The following is a 21,653-nucleotide window of genomic DNA, read 5'->3' on the forward strand; positions in this document are numbered from 1 at the left end:
TCGAAACGAGGTACCTCGAATCGAGGCAGGAGTCGGGATGGCATACACCGAGGACTGGGTGATCACACGGGCGCGCAACGCTTACGAGCGTGGCCGGGCCTCGTTCGACGTACGGGCCGAACGGACGGCACTGCTGGTGATCGATATGCAAGACGAATTCGTCCGGCCCGGCTGGAGTCCCTACTGGGTGCCCGCGGCCACTCGGATGGCGCCCCGGTTGCACCAACTGGTCGAAGAATGCCGGGCAGCTTCTGTCCCGGTGCTGTGGACCATCTTCGACGAGACCCATCTCGGACTGGACCGGCCGCACGCCTTACGGTTCCTCCCGCATGCCGACACCGACTGGCGCCGACCGGGCCCCGCCGAAGTGTGGGCCCCGATGGGCCGACGCCCCGAAGAGGCCCTCATCCGCAAGCCCTCCTATGGGGCGTTCTACGACACCCCGCTCGACACGATGCTCCGCAACCTCGGCCGCGACACGGTCATCGTCACGGGAACGCTCACCAACTACTGTTGCGGCACCACGGCCCGGCAGGCATACGAACGCGGCTACAAGGTCATCTTCGGCTCCGACGTCACAGCCACCGACGACGAGTCCAGGCAGGAACCTGAACTCGCGGTCCTGCGCAAGGGTTTCGCCCTCGTGCTGACCGCCGAGGAGATCACCGACCGGCTGACAACACCGACATACTGATGCCCGTCGTACTCGCTCACCAGGGGCCTTCACCGCCATGACGTGTAAGCACCTGGGATCAACCCGGGTCCCACAAGGGGGCAGAGGCCCCGCCCCCTGATCGCATCAAGACCTGTGGACGGGAGTCGCACCGACCCAGCGGTGATAGGCGCCGACGTCGACGTTGCTGCCGCACACGATGGTGACCACGTGTCGGCCGTCGAAGCGGTCGCGGTCCTCGAGGATCGCCGCGATGCCGAGCGCGGCCGACGGTTCTACGACGAGACCGGCATGGTCAAGGAGCATCCGCATGCCGGCGACGATCGACGCTTCCTGGACCAGGACGGCGTCGTCGGCGACCAGGAGGAGGTCGTTCAGAACGGCCGGGATGGGACGCCGGCCGGCGACGCCGTCAGCGATGGTGTTGGTCGAGTCGGTGGTGACGACGCGCCGCCGGTGCCACGAGTGCGTCATCGCCGGTGCGCCCAGCGGCTGGACGCAGATCACCTCGGCTTCGGGTGCCATGGCCTTCATGACATGGCCCACGCCAGTGGCCAGTGCCCCGCCGCCGAGAGCGATCAGGACGGCGTCGAATGACGGCGCGGCATCCACCAGTTCCAGGCCGATGGTCGCCGCGCCCTCGCAGGTCTCGATGTCCAGGCTGTCCTCGACCAGCCGGATGCCGTCGCAGCGCGCGATGGCCGCGGCCCGCTCGCGCGCGATCTCGTGGTCGCCATCCACCAGCTCCAGCCTGGCGTCCAGCGCGCGGATGCGATCAAGCTTGGCCACAGTCGCAAAACGGGATGCCACAACGGTGACGTCCAGCCCGCGGCCGCGACCGGACCACGCGAGGGCCTGGCCAAGGTTGCCCGCGCTCGCACACACGACGGCTCGCGAGCCATTGTCAGCGAGCAGACTCGCGACGACCTCGGTGCCGCGGGCCTTGAAGCTGCGGACCGGGTTCGCCGTTTCGAGCTTGATGCTCACCATGCACCCGAGAACCGGCTCCAGCGCCTCGCACCGATACAGCGGAGTGTCGAGAAAAACCGGGTCGATCACCCGGCGAGCCGCCCGGATCCGAGCAGTGTCGAGGCGCGTCTCCTGCATGACACATCAGCGTAAGGGCCGCCGGCGCTGCACCACGACCGCTCGGTGAGCCAGGATCATGCGGGGCATCGGAAGGAACCGCCCCCGGATAGCCGTGGGTGGTGGGGGCGAGGTTCGGGACGGCGCGGGTGGACGGGCTATTGCGCGTCGTGGGGGCGGGGGTGTCGGGGGTGGTGGTGCTCGGTCAGGACGCTGAGCAGGTGGATGAGTTCGTCCTGCTGGACGGGGGTGAGGGGGGCGAGGAGCTCGCGCTGAGCGTCGGTGATGAGCGTATCGAGGCGTTCCAGGCGGCTGCGGCCGGTGGGGGTGAGGGTGATGACGTTGCGGCGGCGGTCGGCGGGGTCGGGTTCGCGGCGGATGCATCCGGTGTCGGCGAGCTCATTGAGGACGGCGACCATGTCGCTGCGGTAGATGCCGGTGCGGCGGCTGAGTTCGGCCTGGCTGGCGGCGCCGGCCTCGGTGAGTGCGACCAGTACGGCGAAGTGCCACTTGCGTGCGCCTTCGGCGGCGAGGCGCTCGCTGACGAGCCGGTCGGCGACGATCGCGGCCCGGGCCATCAGGCGGCTGGGGATTGTGCGCAGCCGGGCGGGGGTGGGTTCGGGGGTCGAGCTCATGGGGGGATCCTCCGCCTCTTGTGTTAGTGCCACTAACAGTCTACCTTCGTTAGTGCCACTAACGTTTCGACCGCGAGTGAACCTCTGGAGTGAAGACCGTGATCAAGCCGTTCCGCATCGACATCCCCCAGGCCGACCTCGACGACCTGGCCGACCGCCTCTCCCGCACCCGCTGGCCCAATGAGGTCGCCGACGCCGGATGGGACTACGGCTTCCCGCTGGCGCGACTCAAGGAGCTCGCCGAACACTGGCGCACCGGGTACGACTGGCGTGCGCATGAGGCCGAGCTCAACGAGCTCCCGCACTTCACCACCGAGATCGAGGGCCAGAACATCCACTTCGTCCATGTGCGGTCCCCGAAGCCGGACGCGCTCGCGCTGATCCTCACCCACGGCTGGCCCGGCTCGTTCCTGGAGTTCCTCGACGTCATCGAGCCGCTGTCACGCGACTTCCACCTGGTGATCCCGTCCATACCGGGTTACGGCTTCTCCGGACCGACCCACGAGGGCGGCTGGGACGCCGTCCGGATCGCGCGGGCCTGGGCCGAGTTGATGCACCGGCTCGGCTATGAGCGCTACGGCGCGCAGGGCGGCGACTTCGGCGCTGGCATATCGACGGCGCTCGGCGCGGTGGCACCCGAGCAGGTCGTCGGGGTCCACGTCAACTACCTCCCGACCCGGCCGGACCCGGACGCCGGCATTGAGCTGTCCGAATCGGACGAGGCCCGGCTGGACAAGGTCAGGCAGCTGATGGCCAACCGTCCGCCGTACCAGGCCCTCCAGGCCCTCACCCCCCAGACCATCGGCTATGCGCTGACCGACTCGCCGGTCGGCCAGCTGGCCTGGATCGCCGAACGCTTCGCGCAGTGGACCGACCCGCGTACGCCGGTCAGCGACGACCGGATGCTCACCGACATCTCGCTGTACTGGCTCACCGCCACCGCGGCCTCCTCGGCGCGGCTGCACCACGATGTTCCCCGCGGGCGGAGCGTGCCGTGTCCGGTGCCGCTCGGCGTGGCAGTGTTCGCGCACGACATCACGCAGTCGGTGCGACCGCTGGCCGAGCGACTGTACGACATCAGGCACTGGTCGGAGTTCGAGCGCGGCGGCCACTTCGCCGCAATGGAAGTGCCCGAGCTGCTCGCCCAGGACGTCCGGGACTTCTTCCTCACCGCCGTCAAGCACGACTAGCGGGTCGTCGCCAGGAAGCACTGCCGGCCGTCGGCATCACCGCCGGCACCGTCGTTCCTCCACAGCCTTGATCGGCTTCGGTCCGAACTCCCTCATCCAGGTCTCCTCGGCCGCCGCCGTCGCCTGGCTGACGCCGCCCGTGAGCACGCCGTACGCGAGACCCACGAGAGGACAGCTCTGCAGATCCGGCGACCACCGCACTGGCGCAGCCGGGTGCGCCAGTGCGGCGTTGGGCAGGCGGGGTCTGAAGCCGCCGGGCTGGCCGGCCTGTTGCTCGAGGTGTGGGGCCTGGGTTCCGCGTCGGGCGGCCTCTGGTACGGAGCCCGGCCGCCGCGTTCGCCGCTGCCCCGGCAGCTCGCATGGCTGCTCGGTTGTGTGTCCCTGAGCCTCGCGATACTCGCCGTCGTGCCGGACCCGTGGGTGCTGGGCGTCGCCCTCGTGCTCGGCGGCGGCGTCATCGCACCCGTCCCCACGGTCTACGTCTCCCTCGTGGGCCGGATCGTGCCCGCGAGCATGCTCACTGAGGCACACGCCTGGATTGCCACCGTCCCCGCCGCCGCCAACGCGGTCGGCGGAGCGGCCGCAGGCACCATCGTGGACAGCCCCGGGGGCGTGCCCTGGGCCTTCGCTCTGGCGGGCCTGGTCGTCGCCGTTGCCGCGGTGACGGCCGCATGGCCGTCCGGGCCGATCAGCCGGGCTGACGCCGACACCGAAAGGACAACCGCGGCCGGGACGGATGACGACGCCACCGGCCCGACCGCGTGAACACGCCCCTTTGACCGCCGCGCACTCGAGCCGCCGGCGCGGTCCGCACGAGGAAGACCGGCCGTCCCGCAGAGCTGTGCGTCCAGTGCCTGGTGCAGGACGTGCTCACGCCGTCGGATCACACCAGGGCGGTCGGCAGACCGGGCCCAAGGGCGACGGGTGCCCCGGCGAGGCAGGAGCGGTAGACGGCCTGCACCACCTCCACGACGTGCCGGCCGTGGCCGGCGGCCACTGCGGGGGCTGTTCACCGCGAACCGCCGCGGCAAAGGCCTGCAGCTGGCTGTGGAAGGCATAGGGCACGTCGAGTGCGGACTCCTCGGCGAGACGTGGCTCACACCCTCCCGGGGCGGTGCAAGGCCGGCCGAGCTGCCGGCGCAGACGCGGACGGTGCAGCGCCGGCGGCGTCAGCTGCGGCGGTCCGCGGGCCCGGCTACTCGAACGCCGATGCGTGCAGGGCGTACAGCTCCGCGTACAGGCCGGAGGCCCGCATGAGGTCGTCGTGGCTGCCGGCTTCGGCGATGCGGCCGTCGGCGACGACGAGGATCTGGTCGGCCATGCTCACGGTGGAGAAGCGGTGGGAGACAAGGACGGTGACGGCGCCGGTCTCGCGTCCGACCCGGCGGGCGTTCCGGGCGTACTGCTCGAAGAGCTGGTGCTCGGCTTCCGCGTCGAGTGCGGAGGTCGGCTCGTCGAGAACGAGCAGCATCGGCAGCTCCCGCATCATGGCGCGGCCGAGGGCCAGCCGCTGCCACTGGCCGCCGGACAGTTCGGTCCCGTCGGTCCAGCTGCGGCCGAGCTGGGTGGCGAGGCCGTCGTCGAGGCGGTCCAGGACAAGCGTGGCGTCCGCGCGTTCCAGGGCCGCCAGGACGGCGGCCTCGTCGTCCAGGTGCGACAGGTCCCCGACTCCGACGGTGCGCTGGGCGGGCAGTTCGAAGCGGACGAAGTCCTGGAACCCGGCGGCGATGCGGGCGCGCCAGTCGTCGAGCGGGAAGCGGGTGATGTCGGTGCCGTCGATGGTGATGGTGCCCTGGGTGACGTCGTAGAAGCGGCAGAGCAGCTTGACGAGGGTGGTCTTGCCCGCGCCGTTCTCGCCCACGATGGCGACCGTGGATCCGGCGGGGAAGTGCAGGTTGACCTCGCTGAGGATGGGCCGGTCGGTGCCCGGATAGGTGAAGGCGACGTCGCGCAGTTCGATGCCGTCCCGGATGGCGGTGGGCAGCGGGCTGTCCGGGGGTGGCGGCTGCTGGGAGGCGATGAGTTCGCGCAGCCAGCGCAGCCGGTTGAGGGCGTTGGCGACCCGCTGCAGCTTCTGCAGGAGGTCCAGCCCGGTGGTGACCTGTGCGTTGATCTGAGCGGCCAGGGTGACGACCAGGACCACGTCGCCGACCTGTCGGTGGCCTCGGACCGCCTGCAGTAGGACCAGCAGCACCGCGACGACATAGGCGACGGCGAAGAACAGCTGGCCGAGGGCGCTGACCACGGTGGCGCGCAGCTGGCCCGCGCGCAGCACGTGGCTGGCGCCGTCCCACTGCTGTGCCTGCCGGCGCGTGACCTCCTGCTGCAGCCGCAGCACGCGCAGCTCCTTGGCGGTGGCGGCGGTGGTGGCCAGGTTGTAGAGGTGTTCGGCCTGGCGCAGCTGCGTGGCGGCGGCGCTGCGGGAGCGGTCGATGACCCGCTGCGCGCGTTGGCCGCTCCACACCGGGGGCAGTGCCGCGACGGGGAGCAGCAGCAGCCACGGGTCGACACGGACCAGGAGGATGCTGGTCAGGACCATGCCCACGAGGAGTGACACCGCGGTGAGCAGACCGGTCATGCCGACGTCGAAGGTGCTCAGCTCGCGGCGCAGTACGGCGATCTTGTCGGCGTACTCCGCGCGTTCGTGGTGCTCGATCCGGGCCGAGCCGTTCGCGAGCGCCATCAGTTCGGCGTTGAGGTCCACCTTCACCAGGTCGCAGGTCTCGACGTAGGGCACGTAGGAGAAGTGGTGCAGCAGCAGCACCCCGATCGCGGACACGGCGATCGCGATGCCGTAGCCGAGCATCGATCCGGGCCTGTGCGCGACGGCGGCGTTGACCCCGCCCTTCAGACCGACGGCGAGGACCGGCCAGGCCAGCCCCTCCAGGAGCACCAGGACGGTCGAGAGCAGCATGCGGGCGCGGCTGGTGCGCAACGCGATCGTGTAGAGCTGCCAGCAGCCGGCGAGGGCGTCCTTCACTGCACGGTCTCCTTCTTCTCGGTCTCGTCGTTCTCCTCGTTGCCTTCGGCGTCGAGACCGGCGGCGAAGCGTTCGGCCTGCAGGTGGAAGAGCTCCGCGTAGCGTCCGCCTCGGGCCAGCAGCGACTCGTGGGTCCCGTCCTCGATGACCCGGCCGTGTTCGAGGACGACGATGCGGTCGGCGCGGCGGACGCTCGAGAAGCGGTGCGAGATGAGCAGTGTGGTGAGTCCCCGGGTCAGTTCGACGAACGAGTCGAAGAACTCCGCCTCGGCCCTGACGTCGAGGGCGGCGGTGGGTTCGTCGAGCACCAGGACCTTGGCTCCGGAGTCCACTGCGTACAGGGCGCGGGCGATGGCGATGCGCTGCCACTGGCCGCCGGAGAGGTCCGCGCCGTCCTCGTACTGCCGGTTCAGTACGGTGTCGAAGCCCCGTGGCAGCGCCTCGATGGTGTCGACCATGCCGACCTTGTCGGCGGCGGCCCGCACGGCCGTCGCCTCCACCGGCCGCTCGATCGTCCCGACGGTGATGTTGTCCGTGACGGAGAGCTCGTACCGGGTGAAGTCCTGGAAGATGACGCCGATCTGACGCCGCCAGGCGTCGACGGCGTAGCGCCGTACGTCGGTGCCGTCGATCCGCACCGTCCCCGAGGTCGGCTCGTACAGCCGGGTCAGCAGCTTCACCAGGGTGGTCTTGCCGGCGCCGTTGAGGCCGACGATCGCGGTGCATTCACCCGCGTTGAGGGTCAGGTCCAGTCCGTCGAGGACCGGGCGGCCGCTCCCGGGGTAGGAGAACGACACCTTCTCGAAGGCCACGTCACGGTTGGGCAGGCCGGCGGCTGTGGCGAGTTCCCCGTCGGGGATGTCGGCGTCCTTGGTTTGGGACACCTTCTGTTCGAAGTCGTGCAGTGCCGGGATGGCGTTCATTCCGGCCTGCGTCGGGAAGTCCGCCTCGTGGTAGAAGGTGCCGAGCAGGATCGCGGCGATCGAGGTCTGCAGGCCGAGCGCCAGTTGAGTGAGTGTCATATGGCCCTGTGTGGCGCTGCGGATGAGGTACGCGACGGCGAGCGAGTCGACGACCAGGCCGATGGCGGCGAACACCAGGAAGTTGTAGGTGTTGTGTCGGCGGCGGGCCCGAAATACCGGCCGCAGTGACTCGACCGCGCTGGCGCGGAATTCCTTGGTGATCCAGTCCGTCAGCCCGAAGACCCGCAGCTCCTTCGCCGTGGCGGCCGACAGGCCCAGCCCGCGGAAGTAGTCGCTGCGGCGCCGGTGCGGTCCGATCACGGGCCACAGCCGGCTCCAGTACCGCAGTCCGCCGCGGTGCCCGTAGCGGAACAGCATGGTCGACCCGAGCAGCGCCGCGGTCACCCACCAACTGCTGACCACCCCGGCGAGCACGGTGTAGCCGAGCAGACTCGAGTACCTCGTCACATAGCGCAACATGCCGGCCGCGGCGTCACCCGGCGACTGCCAGCCGCTGCTGAGCTGCTCCGTCGCCTCTTCGAGCCGGTCGAGCGTCGCCGGGTCCTCCATCGGCCCGATTCCGGTGGACTGCAGCGACGCGGAGATCAGCCGTCGGTGGAACCGCCCGTCGACCCGGTGTTTCATCACCTCGCCGAGCGCGGACTGCAGCGGCACGAGGACCTGCTGCACCAGGAAGGCCCCGGAGGCCAGCAGGAACGCCTGGATCAGTGAATGCCACTGCGGGGAGCCGGTGCCGTGCTCCACGGCGCCGGGTACCCGGCCGATGACCCAGCTGGAGAACAGCACGAACAGCACCGGCAGGACGCCCGCGACCAGATCGACCACGGTGAGCAGGCACAGCAGCGGCCAACCCGCTGCGGGAAGCATGCGAATAACCAGCCATCGGGCCCGCAGCACCTCGTCGGACCATTTTCGCCACCATGTGCGCACGGCGCCCCTCCCCGGTCAACAAGATCGAAATCTTGTTCCTCGGCCGACGCTGCGTCAAGTTCTTTTTTCAAATCATGACTTATGTGTTCGTGTCGAATGAGCGACGGGACATTCGACCGCAGTTCGGCTGTCCAGGTCAGGGGCAGTCGTAGTCGAAGCCGGCCGAGGCCTGGAGCGCGCGGGGAGCGGTGAGCTGGAGGGTGGCGGTGCCGTGGAAGGATCCGTGGCCCTGGACGGTCCAGCGCAGGGGCACCTGGACCTGGTGGGATCCCTCGGCCACCTGCTGGGTCATCGGACCGGAGTCCGTGCCGTCGCTGCGTACCCAGCGGAAGCGGAGGGTGCCGCCGTGGCCGTTGGTGCGGACGGTCGCGGTGACGGTGGCCGTGGCGTCGCAGCCGAGCCGCGCCGGGGTGGTGGCCGCGGTCACGCCCTGCACCGCGAGCGAGGGGCCGAACTGCCGCCAGAACAGATAGCCGAGGACGGCCAGCAGCACCGCACCGGCCAGGATGTAGCGCCGCCATGCCTGGGGTCTGCGCGCCGCAGGCTGCGGTGCGGCCGGGACCGTGCCGCCGCGCCACACCTCGACGGTGCGGGCGGTTTGCGGGTCGGGCACGCCCGGGCCGAACCGGATCAGCGGCTCGGCCTCGGACTGCGGTGGGTCCGGCTCCGGAGCCGGGGTCCAATCGCGCACGGTGGGCTGGTACGGAGCCGGCTCGCGCACGGTGGGCTGGTACGGGGCCGGCTCGTGCGCGGTGGGCTGGTACGGGGTCGGCTCGTGCGCGGTGGGCTGGTACGGGGTTGCGGGCGGGGGTGCGTCTTGGGGTGCGTCCTGGGGTTGCGGCCTGCGTCGCAGGTGCACGGTGCCGTCGTCGGACGGCGGTGGCACGCGGGGGTCGTTCGGCGCGGTCATCGGATGGGGCACCCTTCGTACGCGGAGCTGGAGGGACTCTGCGGCGCGGCCGGCGCGGTGCCGACCTGGACACCGAGGTAGAGGCCGCAGAGGCTGGAGCTGAAGGTGTGGGTGAGGGTCACCGTGTACTGGGTGCTGCCTTCCCTGACCACCGACTGCCGTTCGGTCTGTCCGCCGGGTGCCTTGTCGGTGTTGGCGAACCAGTCCGCATTGACGGTCACCTCACCGGTCCCGTCGGTGGTGATCACCACGGTCACCGTTCCCGTATAGCCGTCGGCAGCCTGTGTCACGGAGAACTCGCCCATCCGGAGGCTCACCACCTGCGTCGCCCGGGGCGGGCTCGCCGTCGGCGTGGGAGTAGGCGTCGGTGTGGGCGTGGCGGACGCCGGGGGTTGTGACGTGGCCGGGGGAGCGGACGCAGACGTGGCCGGGGGAGTGGACGGCGTACTCGTGGTCGCCGAGGGGCCGGACGACGGGCTGCCGCTCGTTGCGCCGGCACTCGCAGTTGTGCTGGCACTGGCACTGGCACTGGCACTCGCAGTCGCGCCGGCGCTCGCACTCGCCGAGGGCGACGGGCCGGCGCTCGGGCCGGTGCCGTCGCTCGGACCGGCCGTCACCGAGGTCACCACCGTGGGGGTCGCCCCGCCGGACGCGTGGTTGTCGTGGTGGTGGCCGCCCACCGCACCGGAGGCGACAGCAGACAGGACGCAGATCGCGACCACGCCCGCCACCACGGCCCACAGCACCCTGTGTCTCAGAAGGTGCCGCATCCACGGGCGCGATAGGCCGGCGCCGAGGACGGTGGTGGCCAGCGCCGTGCTCGAGCCCGGGATCCCACCCGCCGAAGGGAAGAGCAATGGCAGCAGAGCGGCCAGTGCAGCGAGCTTGCGCTGACCGCGCTCCTCCCAGTCCGGCCCGTACGCGGCACCCGCCACCACCTCCAGCTCGGCGACGAAGGCCGCCGCGCTCTCCGGCCGCTGGGCGGCCTCCTTGGCCAGCCCGCGCCGGATCAGCGGACGAACCGCCTCCGGCGCCAGCTCGTCCGGGATCGGCGCGGTGGTGTGCTGGACGACCAGCTCGGCGAAGGTCGCCCCGTTGTACGGCCGCGAGCCGGTGAGGCACTCGAAGAACGTCGCCGTCGCCGCATACACATCCCCCGCCGGGGAGGCCGGGAGGCCGCTCCACTGCTCCGGGGCCATGTACGGCGGCGTACCGGCGATCCCGCCGTCCCCGCCGCTCGGCACCGCGATCCCGAAGTCCACCAGCTTGGACGAGCCGTCGGCCGCGACCAGCACGTTCTCCGGCTTGTAGTCCCGGTGCACCACACCGCGCTCATGTGCGGCCGCCAAACCCAGCAGCGAGCCCTTGAGCACCACCAGCGCCGCCTCCGGGCCGGTCGCCCCGGCCTGGCGCAGCAGCGCCCGCAAGGCGATGCCGTCGACCAGCTCCATGACGATCGCCGCGCCGTCAGGGCCCTCCACATACTCGTAGAGCCGCACCACGTACGGAGAGGCGAGCTCCCCCAGCAGCCGAGCCTCGGCCCGGAACTCCGCGAGGAAGTCCGGATCGGTGCGCAACTCCTCCCCGAGATATTTGACGGCGACCGGTGTCCCCGTCGCCTCGTGTACGGCGAGCACCACCCGCCCGCTCGCCCCCGACCCCAGCTCCCGGGTGTGCTGATATCCCGGAACGATCCACGGCATCGCCCCGCCCCCTCTCCCCTGGGGCGAAGGTAGCGCCACGGCCGTCACGACACAGCCCCCGCGAGGTCACAAAACCGGTGCGGTTGCGGGTGCGGCCGGTCAGCCTTCGGCGGGTTCCCACCATTGGTTGTTGGTGGCTGCTTGGGCTACCGGTTCGATGATCTCCCAGCCCTCGGTGATCAGTCCCTGGTCGAAGCGCCAGATGTCGACGACCGCGATCTCTGGCCCGGCATCGGGGAGTTGTCGCCGTGAGTGCATGATGACGTGGTCGTCGTCGGCGAGGAGGTGGTGGATGTGGATCTGCATCCGAGCGACGGGGGTGAGGGCGGTGCGTACGGCGGTGAGCCATTCGGCTTTGGTCGAGGTGGAGTGGGGCCTGTGGTGGACGAAGTCGTCGCTCAGCAACGGTGCGAGGGCGTCGGTGCTGCCCGTCTCGAGGAGCTTCGTCAGCGCCTGCTGGACGATGGTCTTGTTGTCTGTGGTCATGGGGGGAGTGTTTCCGTGGTCGTGCCGGTTGTCGATGAAGTGGGATGTCATGGCGTGCGGCTCGGCGGTGAGTAGGCTCGATGACCGTGCATACGGTGGGGGAGCTCCTGCGGCAGTGGCGGCATCGCCGACGGCTCAGCCAGCTCGATCTGGCGATCGCGGCTGACGTGTCGGCTCGTCATGTCAGTCTGGTCGAGACGGGCAAGTCCCACCCGAGCGCGGAGATGGTTCTGCGACTCGCCGACCAGCTCGAGGTGCCGTTGCGAGAGCGCAACCGGTTGTTGCTCGCGGCCGGCTTCGCACCCCGGTATGCGGAGCGGCCGCTTGAGGACGGTGCGCTGTCGGCGGCCAGGGACGCGGTTGCCAGGGTGTTGCGTGCGCATGAGCCGTACCCGGCGGTGGCCTTCGACCGCCGGTGGAACATCGTGATGGCCAACCGCGCGCTCGAACCGTTCTTCGCGGGTGTCGATCCGGACCTGCTGCGGCCGCCGATCAATCTGCTGCGGCTGGGGCTGGATCCGCGGGGGTTCGCGCCGTGGGTCGTCAACCTGGCGGATGTGCGGGTGGTGTTCCGCTCCCGCATCAGGCGTCAGCTCGCCGTTGCTCCCGACGCCGAGCTCACCGCGCTGTACGAGGAACTGCTGGAGCCCGACCCCGGGGACGGTTCGGGCCGTTCGGTCGAATCCGATGTCGTGCTCCCTATGATCCTTCGCTTCGACGGACGGGAGCTGCGGCTGTTCTCGACCATCACCACGTTCGGGACCCCGATGGACATCACGCTGGAAGAGGTCGCGATCGAGTTGTACTACCCGGGGGACGCGCAGAGCGCCGCCTACTTCGAGGGTCCAACGACGGCGTCGGAGCGGCAGCCGGCCCCTGACCGGCGAGGATTGGGTGGTCACTGACCCGGTCGGTGCGCAAGCGGTCCCTTCCTCACTCGACGGAGTCGTTCGTGCCGGCGGGAGAGGTGGACGTGCCGGTGGGTACCGGTGTCCGCATCCGCCGGGTCGCCGCCCTCGGGGGCAGCCGCGTTGAGTTCGGAGACGGTGGGCAGACGCCTCGCGGCGGCCGGTGTACCGCTGGAGCGGGCGCCACTGCCGGACTTCGGCGGTGGTGTGACAGCCCGCAGAAGGCAGTACGGCATGGGGCCGTTGGCCTGTTTGATCTCCACGTACCAGACAACTCGCGCGGGTGTGTCCATGTCCCGACACCCACCGGCCGAGATCATGCGCAGGTCGGCCCATTAGGGTCGGAGACATGACGACGCCTCTTGCCAGCAGTGTCTTCGACTCGCTCCGCCTCGACGCCGTACCCGACCAGGAGGCGCTGCGTCGGGTCTACGAACTCCCCGGCGACGCGGCCGTGCGCAAGCAGATGACCGAACTCACCGAGCAGACCCGGCGGTTGATCGGCTGCTCATCGCTGGTCCTGATCGCCAGCGCGGACGCCGAGGGCAACTGTGACGTCTCGCCGCGCGGTGGCCCCGCCGGGTTCGTCGCCGTCCTGGACGCACGGACGGTGGCGATTCCGGACGCGACCGGCAACAAGCGCCTGGACACCCTGCAGAACGTCGTCGCCACCGGACGGGCCGGGCTGCTGTTCGTCATCCCCGGGCGCACCACCACCCTGCGGGTGAACGGCCGGGCTGTCGTCTCCACCCGTCCGGAGCTGCTGTCGCAGCTGACCGCCGTAGGCAAGCCGCCGGCCAGCGCGCTGGTGCTGGGGATCGAGGAGGTCTACCCGCACTGCCCGAAGTCGCTGCTGCGCAGCGGGGCCTGGAAGCCCGAGCAGTGGCTGCCGGCGGACGCCCAGCCGACCTCGGCCGAGGTGACGCTGGCCCAGCTGCGGATGCCGGAGCTGACGATCGCCGACATCGAGCAGACGGAGGCGGACTCGCTGAAGTACCGGTACGAATAGCAGGCCGACCTGCGATTCCTGAACCGCCGGCCGGCCGAACCCCCGGACCAGCACGCCCCGAGATCAATCGCGGGACAGCCCGTAAGAGCTCCCGCAGATGGGCGGGGGGAGCGCCGGCAGCGACGCGGACACAGGTCCCGATGGTGACTGCGATGTGACATTCGGTCACCACCGGGACCCGTGCCTGCCCTGCCGTCATGGCGGGTGTGCGTGCAAGATCTCGTTCAGGGCCACACGGCTCGGGATCGGCTTTCAGCCGGGATGACGCCGGCGAGGCATCCGGATGGGGATGAAGGGCCTGATCCGGCCCACAGTCCGTCTGAGATCGTGACGGCACTGCATGGCCTCAGCTGGGTGCTGCCCGGACGTGCGTGCGGGTCGCCTCGCAGCGCATGAGATGAGCGACGTAGTCAGTCGTGTGTTCGGTCGACGACGGGCACGGCCGTGACGGGGTTGTGGCCCGCGGCGACCAGCCGCATGACGAATCCCGCCACGTCCTCAAGCTGCCGGGCGTGCTCCAGCCCGCCGATCACGGCGGGCACGCCACCGAGGTCGCGGATCAGCGCGGCGGCGATGTCGAGCGCCGCGTCGTCGTCGCCGCACATCGCCACGGTTCGCTTCGGTTGCCCCGCCGGCGTCGGCGCCAACCAGCTCGTCCCTGCGAACAGGTGCAGCGCCTTGACCACGCGGCTGCCTATGGCTCGCTCGGCTATGTGCTGTACCGCCGACCTGGTGGGCGGCTTGAGCAGACCAGAGGCGTAGTCCACCGCGTTGGTGCAGTCGATCACGGCTTTGCCCGCCAGCGACCCCTTGTCGGCCTCGGCGAGTGCGAGTGCCTGGTCGAGCCCCTCCCACGCCACTGCCACGACCACGACATCGCTCGCCCTCGCCACCTGCACGGGGCCGACCGCCTCGACCGCGTCGCCGAGCCGCTCGGCGATCGCCCGAGCATTGTCCTGTGAACGGCCTCCGACGAGGACGTGATGTCCATGTTGCGTCCACGCCTCCGCCAGGGCCGAGGCCATCACTCCGGTGCCCAGAATTCCGATACGCACGTTGCGCTCCCATTCCTTGAAGGCCTGATGCCTCGCTACGGTAGGGACCTCGGGCCTACCAATCGGTAGGCCCGGATCCGGTAGGAAGGGACGCGTGAACAACCACTGCCCACCCTTCGTCGCGGACTGCGCGGTACGCCTGGCCGCCGACTTGATCGCTCACACCTGGGACCCGGTGGTGTTGATGGCGCTGCGCGCGGGCAAGCGCCGCCGGATCGACCTGCTGAGTGGCATCGCAGGCGTCAGCGACAAGGTCCTGACCCAGACGCTTCGCCGTCTGCATGCCAACGGCCTGATCGTACGGATCGCCACGTCAGCCGACCGCTCCGTGGCGTACGAGCTGTCCGAGTTGGGCGGCAGCCTCGCTGACGGACCGCTGGCTGCCCTCGGCCAGTGGGCGATCGATCACGCCGATCAGGTCCTTGCTGCTCAAGAGCACCACAGCACCGGCATCGGCAATCGAGCAGCGCTCGGATAAGAGGTCCTGGAGGCCCCTGTCTCCGTTGTGGTCGGTGATCGCGTCCTGTTCAAGGCACTGATGATCGGCGGCCACACGTTCACCGTCCGACGTCATCAACACGACCTGGACGGTCTCCCCGGTGGTGCCGCGGGTCGACCATCTCTTCATTCGCCGTACCGCGCTTGCCGGGCTGGTTCTGGTGCGAGGGTTCGCTGGTATGGGATTCCGAGGTCGACAGCGCGGCGTGACCGACGGTCGATCTGGGCGAGGAGGTTGTCGCGGATCTCCACGATGCGGGCCCGTTGCGCGGGGTCGGGCCAGTGCATCGGACACCGCAGGCGAGCTTCTCTGAACTACGTCAGCCTGGTCGGGTTCTGATCAGCACGTATTGTCAAGTGACGACCTCCACGGAAGCGGGCCGGGGGAACGGCATCATTCCCATCCCAAGGGCCAGTCCAGGTCTCGTTGCCCTGCAGCCTCGATCTCAAGGCGCCGGGGAACACGCCATGCGCACCATCGAGCGCCTTCCACGGGGCGGTCGGGCCATGGAATCGTCGCGCGGCGATAGCGCGCGTCGATTCCATCACGATGCCGCGCCAACCGGCGTCGCGTGATATCGGCGACTCCATCGACCTCGGCCAGGCGCGCATGGATGAGGTATTCGGCAAGAGCAGGGCTGCGGTGGTGGCCGTCAAGCTGTCCAGTACCGGTATGCCTCCACCCATTGCCATCCTTCGGGAAGCGGCGAGGGAGTCGGCAGGTCGAGAATGCCGACGGCTTGGCGGTGCCGGCCACTGCGGCACACAGCAACGATGCCGCTGCCCGGTCGCAGGTCGACGGCGATGACGCTCACGGTGATGCCCAGGACGGTGGTGTCGAACGGCAGAGCCAGGCAGTCGGCGATCACCGTGTGGAAGGCGTCGAGTTGTTCGTGCTCGCCGTAGGCGTCCACCGTAGCTTCTGCGACCAGCGCGTCGAGTTCGGCGGAAGTGGGTCTCTTCATGGGCGTTGCCGCCGCCCGGTACGCAGGAGTTGGGCGAGGCGACTGCCGACCGGGCTGATGCTCGGCCAGGGCTCCTGCTGGAAATGAGCCTTCTTCCGGCGCTGGAGAAGCGCCTCGCCGTGGCTGCTCCAGGTGAACGACGGCTTGCGCAGCAGCTTGCGGAAGACGGCATCGGCGCCCTCGGGATGCCGCTCGGCGAGCCTGCGGATCACCGCCGGGGAGACGGAGTCGTCGTCCAGGTACTTCCGTAGCCGGGCCATACGATCGCGGTTACCTGCCCTGTCAGGAGCGGCGAACAGTTCGTCGAGCGCCCCGAAGTCGGCGTAGTAGGCGAGCCCTTCGTCCGCGTCGTAGAGCACGCCGACCGTCTCTGCCGCACAGAGTTCTGCGGGTAGCTGACTCAGTTCGTCGAGGGTGGGGCCGTGGGCCGCGGCATCGGCGGTCCGGTCCGGTGGGAGCCCGGCGGCGACTTTCTCCTGCCGGAGGCGGTGGTATTCGTACAGCCGCGCCTGGGCCTCCTGGGGCTCCAGGACGAGGAGGTCGGTGCCGAAGAGTTCGACGAAATCGGCGCGTGCCTCGGCCTGCATCTCATGAGCGAGCCGTACCAGCTCGGGGTTGCGGCGCAGCAGGCGTGGGTGGGCGGTCAGGGTTTCGAGGGCGGCTTGGGCGAGCTCGGGGCCCGCGGAGGGGCGGTAGGTGGCCAGGTTGCCGCTGATAAGCCAGGCGTCGGTGGCCGGATGGACGGGGACGAGTCTGGCCACGACGAACATCCCGGTGCGCAGCTTGCGCAGCGCGCGGCGCCCCATGTTCGAGTGGGTCGGGTAGGTCAGGTCGTCGAGCAGGTTGTGCAGGACGACGGCGTCGTTGTCCCAGCCGTGGACCTCGAAGATCCCTTCGACGACGTCACGCCAGCCGAGCACCATCGCGCGCTCGTCCTCGGACAGTGCGGGTCGGCGTTCGGCAACGAAGCGTTCCACGACGGTGGACCCGTCCGGCAGCCGATGCTCCAGCGTGAAGTGGTCGACGACGGCGATGAACGTCTGCTCGTCGAGGAAACCGTGCTCGTCGGCGGCGTCATCCAGTCGTGCCTCGAGTCTTCGGGAGAAACGCGAGCTCTGCGCGAAGGCCACGAGCTCTCCCTTGAGGTCGCCGGCGCGGGCGACGAGTTGTCCGATGTGTGGCGCAGTTACTCCGTCGGTTTCCACAGCTCGCCTGTCGTTGTGTCCGGTGCGGGTGTCGGTGCCAGGGGTGGCCGGTGTGCCGGTCAGGTGTCTTGGCTGTCGAGGGGCGTGCTGAGGCGGTGGGCCAGTTGCTCGGCGTTCAGTGCGCGCAGGGCCGCGTCAACGGCGTTGCGGTCACGGGGATCGACACCGCGCGCGGTGAGGGCGGCGGCCGCCTGCTTGGCAGGCCCCCATGCCGAGCTGTCGTCGAAGGCAGCCCGGAAGCCGGGCATGTGGGTTTTGACCGCCGCGGCGACAGGGGTGATCCACTTCGGTGCCACGCCGCGTTCGGTGAGGGCGAACCGGACCCACTGTTCCAGGGCGTCTGGCAGCAGTCGGCGTTGGTCGCGGTCGAGTACGGCCTTGCGGGGCAGCCAGTCACCGAGGAAGATCGCGACCTGGCTCGGACTCCAGGCGAGCGGGCCGCGGCTGAGGTAGTTCTCCCCGTAATCGAGGAACAACTCGCCCAGTGACCTGAGGACGTCCGTGTCGCCCTGCTCGGTGGCCCGGACCCCGGATGCCGTGAAGGAGTCGAGCAACCGCTCACGCTCGCCGGTGTCCAGCGGCTGGTGGTCAGGCCAGTCGGGCAGGTGGTCCCGGCTGCGGGCCCAGGCCAGCGCCCGCAACTCGATGAAGTCCGGGTCGTCCTGTCGGGGCCAGGTCATGTCGGTCACCCGCAGCCCGGCTGCGAGATCCGAGAGAGTGTCCTCCACCGGCTGCTCGGTCAGTGGCATCGGGACCGCATCGGGCTCGTGCATGTCCTCCCAGGCGAGCGCGGCATTGGGAGCCAGCAGCGCCAGCTTCCCGAGTAGGGTGCCGCCGACCTCGTCGACCTGCACCATCAGGGTGTGCGGGACCGGGCCGTCGTACGCGATGAACAGCACCCGCTCGCTGTCCCACACATCCACCGCGCACCAGGCACGCACCGCGCGGTGCTCCGGTTCCCCGAACCAGGTAGGCAACGGCTGTGATTCGGCGAGGATCTCCACCGTGCCGCGGAGCATCGACCGGCTCCTCCCTGGGGTGACCCGCTCAAGGGCGGCCACCGCGGCAAGACCGGACGCCGAGGGCCTCGTCGAGGCCCGACCCGCCACCTCCAGGCAGAGCGTCTCTTCCGGCTCACGTTCCGTCATGCCGGCGGCAGACCAGGCCGCGCCCAGGACGCCGCTTGCCCACACCTCCGCCTGCAGCACGTCGCCCGTGCTTACGTGCAGGGCGCGGGCCTCAGGCAGCACACGGTCCGACAGACGCTGCGGACCCGGAGCACGACGCACCGGCTTCTTGGCGCCGCTGGGCTTCCGGCGGCCTCGGCTCTTCGGCATGCGGGCAGTCTGGCAGAGTCGAACGAGGCGGGGGCCCATGCGGCTGGACATACCCCCTGTCGGGTGGTGCCCGGAGGGTACGCGCCCCTGGCCAGCGGTAGTGCGTGCAGCTTGCGATCCTGTCCTGGGATGCCCACGATGAGCGGTCCTGTTCTGGTGCGGCGGCGATGGAGCCGGCCGACATTGCCCGCGTCCTCGAGGTCTACGCCCAGCGTGGCATCACCCCGCGCGGCAGCACGGCCGTGTCGCGCCTGGAGCAGATGACGGCGCTTCGCCCGCCGTGAGCTGCCCCGCATTTAGCCCTCGACTTCACCGCCGACATGTTCAACCAGAGCGTCTGCGTCGGGCCGGCCGGCTGATCACTTCGGCAGGTACCAGGGGCTGTCAGCGCAGCCCGGCGAAGAGGTCGTTCTCGGGCACGGCCGCGCCGGTGGTGTCCCGGACCCGGACGAAGGTCTCCACGCCCATCAGTTGCGTGAACCTCTCCCTGCCCATCCTCAGGAAGAAGATGTTCTCGCCCTGGCTGGCGTGCGCGGCCAGGGCGTCGAACTTCTGACCGCCGAACTCGGTGGTGTCCACCCAGGTGGTGATTTCCTCGTCCGGGAGTCCGATTGCGGGGATCGCGGCGGCCTCGGCCGGATCCGGCTCCTCCCAGTCCGCGCCGAACTCGCGCATGACCTCCCCGAACCGCTGCATCATCGAGCGCGGTGCCGTCGTCCAGTACACCTTCGGCGTCATCTCGGTCATCGCCAGCGCCGCCATCGTGATGCGGTTCGCCTGGATGTGGTCGGGGTGGCCGTAGAACCCGTTCTCGTCGTAGGTCACGACCACATCGGGCTCGTAGCGCCGCAGGAGCTCGGCGAGACGGGCTGCGCCCTCCTCCACAGGCGTGTGCCAGAAGGACCCGGGGGCGTCGTTGGCCGGCCAGCCCATCATCCCGGAGTCGGCGTAACCCAACATCTCCAGGTGGCTGACCTTCAAGACTTCGCAGCTCGCTTTGAGTTCTTGAAGCCGCATCGCGGCCACGGCCTGCGGATCGTGCCCCGGCTCGCCAGGCTTGACACCCCCCGCCCCGTCCCCGCAACCGCCGTCGGTACACGTGACGAGAACCGTGCGCATGCCCTCCCGCGCATAGCGCGCGAGGACACCTCCTGTTCCCGTGGCCTCGTCGTCGGGATGGGCGTGCACCGCCATCAGCGTCAAGGGCCGGTGGTCCATCTCAGTCCTCCGATGCAAAAAGTGCCGAACCGAATCTGCGGCACACGGGCAGTGCGCCGCTCGAACAGCCATCGTCGCCGGTAAGCAGTGGGGCGGTCCTCGACTGGTAGAGCATGCCCAGCCGATCCTATCCACACTGCACAAGGTGACCCGCACGCTACTCTCCCTCCCATCTGCGTTGTTCCGCGGTGATACGGCGAAGGACCCTGAGCCCTGCAGGCCGAGCGGGGCCGCCATTGGGAGACCCCGCCCAGCCACCCGTTCCGTGCCCGAGGAACACCGGACGTCGGGGAGGGCGGCTTCGAGCGCCCCGACGGGTTCGGCCTGACCGCCCACTGACGGGGCCACCTCACTGCCTACGTCGCCGCAGGTTGCGGCTTCAGGCCTCCGTCCGAGTCTCTCCGGCACTGCTCGCCGTACCGCCTGACCGCCTGGACGCGGCGCGGGTCCTCGAAGGCTCGACAGGTCCGCCGGACGGCGACGGGCGGGTGTCACCGGCGGTACCGCTGGAATCGGTCGGCCTGGCGGTGCCCATGCTGCTGTCACCGGCATGGGACATCGAGCTGCCGGCTCCCGAGGGGCTGCGCTGCAGGATCGTGGAGACGGCGGCGGCCGTGCTCGAGCGGCGCCTGCCGGTGGGGACATCGGGCCGGGCGGGGACCGGCGACCTCAGCAGCAGTCCGGCGGACAGGGTCGCCAGCAGCGCGAGAGCGGCGAGGACCCCAAAGCCGTAGCGCGTGTCACTGTGGTCGGTGACCGTCGCGACAAGGAACATCACCCCGACCGTAGCCGCCAGCCCGCCACCATTTGCGAGCCCGAAGGCCCTGCCCACCGAGGCATCGTCGGCCGAGGCCATCAGCATGGTGCGGGAGGCGATCCGGGCTTGCCCGAAGAAGAACGCACCCACGGGCACCCCGACGACATATCCGGCGATCCCGAACTGACTCTGCAACACCAGGCCGACACTGCAGAGCAGAAAGCCTGCGACGGCGATCCGGAGGTCTGGACGGCGTCTGCTGACGATCCGGTAGGCACCGGTGGATACGAGGAAACCGAGACACCCGAGGGCGTCCACGGCACCGAACGTCGCGGCACCCAGGTGAAGTTCACCGATCACGGCGGTGGGCAGCAGGGCGTTGAAGACCGTGACGACCACACTCCCCTGAGCGTAGAGCAGGATGAAGCTGCGCATCCGCAGCGGCCCGCGCACAACCGCCCGGGCCGGCGCCTGTTCCCCGGCGACGGTGACTGTCGGCACCCCGCCCGGGCGACGCCCCACGGCAGCGACGCAGAGCGCCGAGACCAGGAAAGTCCCGGCATTGAACACCAGCAGCGGCACGGCACCGAACGCCTGGACGCACAGCCCGCCGATAGTCGCCGACAGCAGCATCCCCGCCTGGGTTCCCATCTCGTAGCGGGCATTGAACCGCCCCAGCCGCTCCGCCTGAATCCGTTCCTTGATCAGCGCGGAGCTGGCGGGAAAAAACAGTGCACCGACCACGGCGAGCGCCAGATTGGCGCCGTAGATCCCGGATCCCGGGGCACCACCACAGGCCAGCCACAGCGGCAGTCCGAGGGCCAGCGCCGCGCTGGTGACATCGCAGCCGATCCACAGGGCCCGCCGGTCGAAGCGGTCGGCGAGCCGGCCGGAGTACGGCGACAGCAGCGCCTGGGGCCCGGCGACCGCGATGAACAGCCAGCCCACGGCCAACATGGTCCGCTGCTCCCTGATCATGAGCAACGCGGCGACGATGAGCTGGACGTTATTGCCGAGAGCGGTGGCAAACGCAGCGGACACAAACAGCCGCTCGGTGCGGCGGGAGTGGTGGCTGAGGATCATGGCACCACTATCCGGAAGTCCGCTGACATCTTGTGTCAGCGA

19 protein-coding genes and 1 pseudogene are annotated in these 21,653 nt (G+C 69.8%); 7 read left to right on the forward strand and 13 right to left on the reverse strand.

The window, feature by feature from the left end; translation table 11 throughout:
- The first annotated feature begins 37 nt into the window (after nucleotides 1-37).
- A complete protein-coding gene (locus AB0761_RS37550; protein ID WP_377273757.1) occupies nucleotides 38-694 on the forward strand; it encodes a cysteine hydrolase family protein in 657 nt (218 codons plus the stop codon).
- A 105-nt stretch (nucleotides 695-799) separates the two neighbouring features.
- Here the strand turns inward: AB0761_RS37550 and AB0761_RS37555 are convergent, their stop codons facing one another.
- Both AB0761_RS37555 and AB0761_RS37560 read right to left on the reverse strand, forming a co-directional pair.
- The gene (locus AB0761_RS37555; RefSeq protein ID WP_377273758.1) at nucleotides 800-1,780 is read right to left on the reverse strand and encodes a threonine/serine dehydratase; all 981 of its coding nucleotides are present in this window, start codon (nucleotides 1,778-1,780) and stop codon (nucleotides 800-802) included.
- 137 nt (nucleotides 1,781-1,917) lie between these two features.
- On the reverse strand, nucleotides 1,918-2,394 hold the full coding sequence (locus tag AB0761_RS37560; protein WP_377273759.1) for a MarR family winged helix-turn-helix transcriptional regulator: 477 nt from the start codon (nucleotides 2,392-2,394) through the stop codon (nucleotides 1,918-1,920).
- Nucleotides 2,395-2,492: 98 nt separating this feature from the next.
- Between AB0761_RS37560 and AB0761_RS37565 the strand changes: the two genes are divergently transcribed.
- Nucleotides 2,493-3,584 carry an epoxide hydrolase family protein gene (locus tag AB0761_RS37565; protein WP_377273760.1) on the forward strand — a complete coding sequence of 364 codons (1,092 nt, stop codon included), beginning with the start codon at nucleotides 2,493-2,495 and terminating at the stop codon, nucleotides 3,582-3,584.
- Between the two features lie 405 nt (nucleotides 3,585-3,989).
- Nucleotides 3,990-4,349: a hypothetical protein gene (locus AB0761_RS37570; protein WP_377273761.1), complete on the forward strand. Its 360-nt coding sequence runs from the start codon at nucleotides 3,990-3,992 to the stop codon at nucleotides 4,347-4,349.
- A gap of 430 nt (nucleotides 4,350-4,779) precedes the next feature.
- Here the strand turns inward: AB0761_RS37570 and AB0761_RS37575 are convergent, their stop codons facing one another.
- From AB0761_RS37575 to AB0761_RS37595, 5 genes are all read right to left on the reverse strand, one after another.
- Nucleotides 4,780-6,564: an ABC transporter ATP-binding protein gene (locus AB0761_RS37575; protein ID WP_377273762.1), complete on the reverse strand. Its 1,785-nt coding sequence runs from the start codon at nucleotides 6,562-6,564 to the stop codon at nucleotides 4,780-4,782.
- Nucleotides 6,561-8,414, reverse strand: a complete 1,854-nt coding sequence (locus AB0761_RS37580) for an ABC transporter ATP-binding protein (RefSeq protein ID WP_377273763.1) — start codon at nucleotides 8,412-8,414, stop codon at nucleotides 6,561-6,563. Before AB0761_RS37580 ends, AB0761_RS37575 begins: the two co-directional genes overlap by 4 nt.
- A gap of 199 nt (nucleotides 8,415-8,613) precedes the next feature.
- Complete coding sequence (locus AB0761_RS37585) at nucleotides 8,614-9,387, reverse strand: hypothetical protein (RefSeq protein WP_377273764.1); 774 nt, start codon at nucleotides 9,385-9,387, stop codon at nucleotides 8,614-8,616.
- The gene (locus AB0761_RS37590) at nucleotides 9,384-11,090 is read right to left on the reverse strand and encodes a serine/threonine-protein kinase (protein ID WP_377273765.1); all 1,707 of its coding nucleotides are present in this window, start codon (nucleotides 11,088-11,090) and stop codon (nucleotides 9,384-9,386) included. The genes AB0761_RS37585 and AB0761_RS37590 overlap by 4 nt, the downstream gene beginning before the upstream one ends.
- A 99-nt stretch (nucleotides 11,091-11,189) precedes the next feature.
- Entirely contained in the window at nucleotides 11,190-11,576 is a 387-nt protein-coding gene (locus AB0761_RS37595; RefSeq protein WP_377273766.1) for a nuclear transport factor 2 family protein, read from the reverse strand.
- A gap of 80 nt (nucleotides 11,577-11,656) precedes the next feature.
- Between AB0761_RS37595 and AB0761_RS37600 the strand changes: the two genes are divergently transcribed.
- Together AB0761_RS37600 and AB0761_RS37605 are read left to right on the forward strand one after the other, a co-directional pair.
- Entirely contained in the window at nucleotides 11,657-12,481 is an 825-nt protein-coding gene (locus tag AB0761_RS37600; RefSeq protein WP_377273767.1) for a helix-turn-helix domain-containing protein, read from the forward strand.
- A 352-nt stretch (nucleotides 12,482-12,833) separates the two neighbouring features.
- Nucleotides 12,834-13,493 (forward strand): MSMEG_1061 family FMN-dependent PPOX-type flavoprotein, encoded by a 660-nt coding sequence (locus AB0761_RS37605; RefSeq protein ID WP_377273768.1) that lies wholly within the window; start codon nucleotides 12,834-12,836, stop codon nucleotides 13,491-13,493.
- Nucleotides 13,494-13,903: 410 nt separating this feature from the next.
- Here AB0761_RS37605 and AB0761_RS37610 read toward each other — a convergent pair whose 3' ends face one another.
- Nucleotides 13,904-14,548 (reverse strand): NADPH-dependent F420 reductase, encoded by a 645-nt coding sequence (locus tag AB0761_RS37610; protein WP_377273769.1) that lies wholly within the window; start codon nucleotides 14,546-14,548, stop codon nucleotides 13,904-13,906.
- 94 nt (nucleotides 14,549-14,642) lie between these two features.
- Between AB0761_RS37610 and AB0761_RS37615 the strand changes: the two genes are divergently transcribed.
- Nucleotides 14,643-15,026: a winged helix-turn-helix transcriptional regulator gene (locus tag AB0761_RS37615; RefSeq protein WP_377273770.1), complete on the forward strand. Its 384-nt coding sequence runs from the start codon at nucleotides 14,643-14,645 to the stop codon at nucleotides 15,024-15,026.
- A gap of 673 nt (nucleotides 15,027-15,699) precedes the next feature.
- Here AB0761_RS37615 and AB0761_RS37620 read toward each other — a convergent pair.
- The 3 genes from AB0761_RS37620 to AB0761_RS37630 all read right to left on the reverse strand — a co-directional run bounded on the left by AB0761_RS37620 (nucleotide 15,700) and on the right by AB0761_RS37630 (nucleotide 18,553).
- Nucleotides 15,700-16,011, reverse strand: a complete 312-nt coding sequence (locus tag AB0761_RS37620; RefSeq protein WP_377273771.1) for a hypothetical protein — start codon at nucleotides 16,009-16,011, stop codon at nucleotides 15,700-15,702.
- Entirely contained in the window at nucleotides 16,008-17,141 is a 1,134-nt protein-coding gene (locus AB0761_RS37625) for a hypothetical protein (RefSeq protein ID WP_377273772.1), read from the reverse strand. The genes AB0761_RS37620 and AB0761_RS37625 overlap by 4 nt, the downstream gene beginning before the upstream one ends.
- Before the next feature lie 134 nt (nucleotides 17,142-17,275).
- Nucleotides 17,276-18,553, reverse strand: coding sequence for a hypothetical protein (locus AB0761_RS37630; protein ID WP_377273773.1), 1,278 nt, complete (start codon nucleotides 18,551-18,553; stop codon nucleotides 17,276-17,278).
- 101 nt (nucleotides 18,554-18,654) lie between these two features.
- On the opposite strand from AB0761_RS37630, the pseudogene AB0761_RS37635 reads away from it, so the two are divergent.
- A pseudogene (locus AB0761_RS37635) lies at nucleotides 18,655-18,834 on the forward strand (hypothetical protein); the annotation flags it as partial.
- Nucleotides 18,835-18,937: 103 nt separating this feature from the next.
- Here the strand turns inward: AB0761_RS37635 and AB0761_RS37640 are convergent.
- Both AB0761_RS37640 and AB0761_RS37645 read right to left on the reverse strand, forming a co-directional pair.
- On the reverse strand, nucleotides 18,938-19,771 hold the full coding sequence (locus tag AB0761_RS37640; protein ID WP_377273774.1) for a PIG-L family deacetylase: 834 nt from the start codon (nucleotides 19,769-19,771) through the stop codon (nucleotides 18,938-18,940).
- Between the two features lie 379 nt (nucleotides 19,772-20,150).
- Nucleotides 20,151-21,611 (reverse strand): MFS transporter, encoded by a 1,461-nt coding sequence (locus tag AB0761_RS37645; protein ID WP_377273775.1) that lies wholly within the window; start codon nucleotides 21,609-21,611, stop codon nucleotides 20,151-20,153.
- Nucleotides 21,612-21,653 lie beyond the last annotated feature (42 nt).

The sequence above is a fragment of the Peterkaempfera podocarpi genome (genome assembly GCF_042466665.1).
Lineage (GTDB): Bacteria > Actinomycetota > Actinomycetes > Streptomycetales > Streptomycetaceae > Peterkaempfera > Peterkaempfera podocarpi.